Here is a 5902-nt window from a genome sequence, read left to right on the forward strand (position 1 = left end):
CGTTGTGGCCGCTCGCCGCGTTCGCCGTAGCCGGTTTCGTCGACCTGGGTCAGATGCCCGCCCAGGTTGTAGCTGAAGCGCCGGGTCAGGTTGTCGATCCGTTTTTCTTCGATCAGCCGGTCGGACGCATCGTAGGCGAATTGGTACGCCGCGTTGTTTTCGTTGATCAGCGCAGTCAGGCGAATCGCCGCGTCGTATTCGTAGCGGATGCGCTGGCCCTTGGCGTCCTGGCGGCTGCTCGGCAGGCCCCGGGCGGTGCGTAGAACCCGGCAGCAAGACGAATGCCGTACACTTATTAATCCAGACTTTTAAAGAGCGTGATAAATTGCTCGATCATCTAATTAAAACGCCCCCCACATCTATATTCAATGGCGTATTTCGCAATATAGAAGCCATGTAGCCATGCCTTGCATATTTACCCCTTAAACATACATATTGCCGCACCGAACTCATCACCCCATTTTTTTTGCACCCTTCACCCTGCCCATTGATCGAACTGCTAATATTTCATACACAACCAGCGTCTGGAATGGCAAAAAAATTAAATATCCTCTATGAAAACCGGCGCACCCCCCACATATTTAATAAGCAAATTATAAAACTCAGTAAAGCTCCCAGCGACAAAAAACAAATTCCCACAATCATTTTGCTCCGGGATATCAAAATCATTCTTTAAATCAGACTCATGAAGATGGGTTCTATCCCAATAATAAATACCTTGTTCACCACGCTTGCCAACCATTACATAGGGATTACCTCCTCCATCCTCGCCGATAACCACAGCCTCGTCGAGAAACTCAAGCTCCTCAACAAACTCCTTATTAAAACAAATTACATCATTACAATCTTCCCCAGGTAAAAGCCCAAAAAACCGATCAAAACTTATAACTCCCTCATCAACAGCACTTAACGGTATCTGGGCGTAATCAGGCGCCGTCAAATAAAATCCATTCATCTTACATAAAAACTCTCTATACTCAATTGGAAACGCCCTACCAATTTCCGCCTCAATATAATCGACATCTACAGATTTTAAACCTGGCTTATATACTATTGGCATACTACACCTCACCTTTAGCATGTGGATTCCATATTTTCATGGTGATGCAGGCTGGATGCCGGGGTTGTGGATGCGCGAGAGTTTTCCGCCGGCAGGCGCGATTTCTCTCAAACAACTTATTAAATATAGCCTGTACGTACTTCCAATCTAATATATATATCATTCCACCTAGAATAATGGCGAGCAGACCAGCTCGCCTTTTGCTTGTAACCACTGTTAAAAACTGGTTTAGCGATCAATAAAATAGCAACATTCGCGATACCACTCAAAAATTAACTAAATCGACTAAGAAGTTAGCTTTTTCAAGCCCTGCGAAAGTCGATTTGTATTATTTATATCACCTCCTTTATCTAAATAAGAGAACCAGCCAGGAATTACCTTCTTGAAAAGCTCAACACATTCAGGCGCAGCATCGTTTTTTTTCAAAATATACTCAAGATCCAAACTTCCATCCAATTTAAAAGGATTAGTAAATATGAGATTATTGCCTTTTAAAAAGCCCAGCAACACTGCGAGCTTTAAGATCATTCGTTCTTGGTATTCTTTGCTTTTGTTTCGGCCAAGCAGCATAGGAACACTACATAACGTAAAATTTAAATCAGCCACAATAATACCTCTATTTTGCTCGTATAACAGTAGACACATCAGAAACTTCAATAAGCTTTTTCGTCCCTGGATCCCTTACAAAAATACCACCTGCCTCTCTAATCCGGTCTTCCTTGAGGAGTTGCCCAGTTTTATCCGCCGTAAGGCTAGTGATCTCCTTGGCAGTACCGGAGCCATCTGAATTTTTGACGACGAAGTCGAGCCGACGCCCTTCGCCAGTAAGCGGATCCTTTGCAATTTTTCCATCAGCAGTTCGCAGATATCTTTCACTGAGAACGTTTTTCTTACCGTAACGTTTCTCGAATATTGCTTTGGCCCTAGCTTCTCGAGCAGAGCCGGCCACTTTGTTTGGTATACATTCCCATCCCCACGGATCAGACCATGCAGTCGTGTTTGGAGCATAGCTGTAGAGATTGTAACCCTCCTGCGTAACAAACCGCCCCACCTCCGGATCGTAATACCGAAACGTGTTGTAATGCAGCCCCGTCTCGTCGTCGAAATACTGCCCCTGAAACCGCAGGTTCTGCTCGACTTCATTGACCGTCAGCTTCTCAACCGCCCCCCAAGCCTTGTACGTCGCCTGCCAGACGATCTGCCCTTCCCGGTCAGTCATCTCCAGCGGCGTACCGATCTGGTCGGTGTGGAAGTAGTAAAGCTGCTGCGCTTCACCTTCTGCCTGATCCACCCGCGCCAGCGGCGCATAGCTGCCCGGCTCGTAGATGTACAGACTGCTCTGCCCCGGACTTTCCTCACGCAACATCCGCAGACCTTGCCACAGGAAATGCTTCTGCTCGGTTTTACCCTTGAACTCTGAAACCTTGGCAACCCGCCGTCCGAGGCTGTCGTACCGATANCGCAACATCCGCAGACCTTGCCACAGGAAATGCTTCTGCTCGGTTTTACCCTTGAACTCTGAAACCTTGGCAACCCGCCGTCCGAGGCTGTCGTACCGATATGCACCGGTACTCTCCAGCTTTCCGTTGACCAACGTCTCAGCCCGGACCAGCCGATTCTCACAGTCATAAACAAACGTCTGCAGCGTGCCCATCCCGCTACGCTTTTCAATCAGATTGCCCCACGCATCGTAGGCATATTCCTGATCTCGCCAGCGCTTGAGGCGGTTGTCTTTGACGTGGTCGAATTGGCTGGTGTTGAAGTTCAGTCGGTTCGCCGCGGCGTCGTAGCGGAATTCTTCGCTGTCGATCAACTGGCCGGTGTCGCGGCTGTGCAACTGGCCGTTGGCTTCGTATTCGTACTTGATCTCGCCGCGCAGTTTGTCGAGGGTGCGGGTCAACTCGCCAGCCGGGTCGTACTGGTGACGGCGATGGATCGGGTTGTAGGCGTGCTCCACCAGCAGGTCGGGCTGGATGCCTGGATTGTGAATTTGCGAGAGCTTTTCCGCCGGTAAGCTAGAGGCGAATTGCCAGGCTTTGCGGCCCATGGCGTCGTAGCCAAAACAACTGGTGAGTTTGCCCTGTGTACGCAGGACTTCGCGATGCAGGTCGTCGCGGGTCGTCGCGCTCGATGTCGCTGATGAGCTGGCCGTCGAGGTTGAGTTGGTGCAGGTGGCCACTGCCGTAGTACAGGTGATTTATCTGTTGGTCGGCGCAAGCACTTGATTACTCGACCCGATGCGTCCCATGTAATTTCTGATTATAGAGAAAAGTGACTTAAGAAACCTTACACCACTCTGCAGTTAAAATTTTAAAGAACGGCTCAATCCCCACTAATTCTTGACCACCGATAAACAACTAAATACGCAACAAAAATATCGCACCAACGGTGCAGCAGAATACTCCACCGTCTTCTATACGAAGGTCAGAGAGCCGCTTTTTTCCATTTATCTCCATTTTTTGTTTCTTTTCTCACTATCAACCACCCATTTTCAGTATTTTTCAGAACAAACTTATACACAGCCTTTAGCCTAGCCATTTGCTCGACAACCACAGTGTAATTTTTGCCTTCTTGAACAGGCTTACTTATTACATCCCTCTCAGGATCATAAGTCGGAGGAGACCCACAACCCAGATCTACCAGTCGAGCCCAGCTGCGTTCATCCGATACAGAAAACTTGGTTAGAATTCTCTTAAGTTCTGGTTCATATTTTTTATCACAATCAGACGTATCTTTATCCGCATCGATCAGGCTCATCTGCTCATCGCGAAAAGCTGTCTCCCAATCTCGCATTTCTGACATAAAGCCTTTCAACGCCTCAACCACCGAAACTTCTTTTTCCATAACAAACTCCTACCAAGCACAACAATACAATTGCGAACAGCAGAATAAACCAGAAAGCCTTTGCCGTGGCGGAAGGTGGAGATCAGCTGACCTGTCACCGTTGAAGCGGCTGCGGATGATTGCTGCCTGAGATGAGTACTTCCCTAGTAGTTGGTTTTATAAAACACCCTAATCCAGACCGGTGTTATTGAAAAAAGCGGAAAATGACAATCATTGTCCGCCTCACTGTGCAGGTCATCGCGATCCCTGTCACGGCTCCTCTGGCCTTCGATTTTACAGGTCGATCTCAGATTCGTCCTTTAAACCCTCAACAAAAGCGTCAAATGAACTTGCGAGCCAACGATAGGCCTTTGCATGATTGGCGGCATAACTACTATTCGAATCAAAGGAGTCAGTTGCGTAAAAACACACATCACCATCAGTCAAATCCAGACAGAAAAAGTTACCACCGTCGTCAGTCGCAAACGGCAGCAATGTTTTAGGTATCACATTTTTAGAGGTCATCACTGCATAACAACCGCTTAAATATTTTGTCTCTGCAGCATCCAAAGCACCACTAGCTGCAACTGCTTTAAATTTCTTTATTCGAACAGGCTCATATTCATCACCACTATCCCACCAATCTCTATCTGCAACCCCACCATTATGAGTTAAATAAAAATTTTTAAAGCCTTCAGGCAATGTATGTCCGATCTCGTCCTCCAGCAAACTGAGATCAGAACTATTCACTTCCGGATCGGACTTCGATACTTTCAGTACACCCATCATTGTCTCCTTACTAACAAGTTGTAGAGGCAGCTTTCGGAGCCCGCCCATTCAGTCAGCCCTTAGAGTGCGAGATACCTACAGCATCAGTATTGCCATAAGAACCAGAAGGTAGACCGAAATGCTTTTCAAACTGAGCAACAGAGCCGCCATGTGGAAATGTCGCTTCATGGGCTGATGTTTTGACTAACTGCATAGTGGTCTTACCGGTTTTCGGATCAAAGTCATCAACGTGATGCCAAGTATAATCATCGGCTGCCGAAGCTTTGATACCTGCCTCTTTATATGCCTGGGTGAAGTCCCGTCCTCTCGCACCCTGCATTGTGATTGAAACGATATTTTTTTGATTACCGGTCACCGGAAACAAATCAGGAGAGCCCGTAAAGTCAACGCCCTTGAAAGCCCAACCCCACGGATCAATCCAAACGTTCGTATTAGGGGCGTAACGGTAGAGGTTGAGCCCCCCATCCAACCCAATCGGATCCTGCGTAACAAACCGCCCCACCTCCGGATCGTAATACCGAAACGTGTTGTAATGCAGCCCCGTCTCGTCGTCGAAATACTGCCCCTGAAACCGCAGGTTCTGCTCGACTTCATTGACCGTCAGCTTCTCAACCGCTCCCCAAGCCTTGTACGTCGCCTGCCAGACAATGCTCCCGTCCTGCGTAACAAACCGCCCCACCTCCGGATCGTAATACCGAAACGTGTTGTAATGCAGCCCCGTCTCGTCGTCGAAATACTGCCCCTGAAACCGCAGATTCTGCTCGACTTCGTTGACGTCCAATCGCTCCAGCGAGCCCCACGCCTTGTACGTCGCCTGCCAGACGATCTGCCCTTCCCGGTCAGTCATCTCCAGCGGCGTACCGATCTGGTCGGTGTGGAAGTAGTAAAGCTTCTGTTCCTCACCCTCGGCCTGATCCACCCGCGCCAACGGCGCATAACTACCCGGCTCGTAAATGTACAGGCTGCTCTGCCCCGGCGTTTCCTCGCGCANTACGTCGCCTGCCAGACAATGCTCCCGTCCGCGTCAGTCATCTCCAGCGGCGTACCAATCTGGTCGGTATGGAAGTAGTAAAGCTGCTGCGCTTCACCTTCTGCCTGATCCACCCGCGCCAACGGCGCATAACTACCCGGCTCGTAAATGTACAGGCTGCTCTGCCCCGGCGTTTCCTCGCGCAACATGCGCAAGCCTTGCCACAGGAAATGCTTCTGCTCGGTGACGCCATCGACCTC

Annotated in this window: 6 protein-coding genes and 4 pseudogenes; all 10 read right to left on the reverse strand. The window is 49.0% G+C overall.

Annotation, left to right across the window (positions count from 1 at the left end):
- Positions 1 to 269, reverse strand: a pseudogene (locus ASD60_RS28320) (hypothetical protein); the annotation flags it as partial.
- Between the two features lie 272 nt (positions 270 to 541).
- Entirely contained in the window at positions 542 to 1060 is a 519-nt protein-coding gene (locus ASD60_RS13635) for an SMI1/KNR4 family protein (protein ID WP_082557586.1), read from the reverse strand.
- 285 nt (positions 1061 to 1345) lie between these two features.
- Positions 1346 to 1666 (reverse strand): hypothetical protein, encoded by a 321-nt coding sequence (locus ASD60_RS13640; RefSeq protein ID WP_056854510.1) that lies wholly within the window; start codon positions 1664 to 1666, stop codon positions 1346 to 1348.
- 10 nt (positions 1667 to 1676) lie between these two features.
- Positions 1677 to 2519: RHS repeat domain-containing protein (locus tag ASD60_RS29415; RefSeq protein WP_236708456.1), on the reverse strand; the 843-nt coding region annotated here is incomplete at its 5' end.
- 1 nt (position 2520) lies between these two features.
- Positions 2521 to 3267 (reverse strand): annotated as a pseudogene (locus tag ASD60_RS29420) (RHS repeat domain-containing protein); the annotation flags it as partial.
- Between the two features lie 217 nt (positions 3268 to 3484).
- Positions 3485 to 3904 carry an NTF2 fold immunity protein gene (locus ASD60_RS13650; RefSeq protein ID WP_056854512.1) on the reverse strand — a complete coding sequence of 140 codons (420 nt, stop codon included), beginning with the start codon at positions 3902 to 3904 and terminating at the stop codon, positions 3485 to 3487.
- 273 nt (positions 3905 to 4177) lie between these two features.
- Entirely contained in the window at positions 4178 to 4669 is a 492-nt protein-coding gene (locus ASD60_RS13655) for an SMI1/KNR4 family protein (protein ID WP_056854513.1), read from the reverse strand.
- 55 nt (positions 4670 to 4724) lie between these two features.
- On the reverse strand, positions 4725 to 4991 hold the full coding sequence (locus tag ASD60_RS29875) for an HNH endonuclease (RefSeq protein WP_201783978.1): 267 nt from the start codon (positions 4989 to 4991) through the stop codon (positions 4725 to 4727).
- A gap of 84 nt (positions 4992 to 5075) precedes the next feature.
- Positions 5076 to 5662 (reverse strand): annotated as a pseudogene (locus tag ASD60_RS29880) (RHS repeat-associated core domain-containing protein); the annotation flags it as partial.
- A 1-nt stretch (position 5663) separates the two neighbouring features.
- Positions 5664 to 5851, reverse strand: a pseudogene (locus tag ASD60_RS28330) (RHS domain-containing protein); the annotation flags it as partial.
- Positions 5852 to 5902: the final 51 nt, after the last annotated feature.

The sequence above is a fragment of the Pseudomonas sp. Root562 genome (assembly GCF_001427125.1).
Taxonomy (GTDB): Bacteria; Pseudomonadota; Gammaproteobacteria; order Pseudomonadales; family Pseudomonadaceae; genus Aquipseudomonas.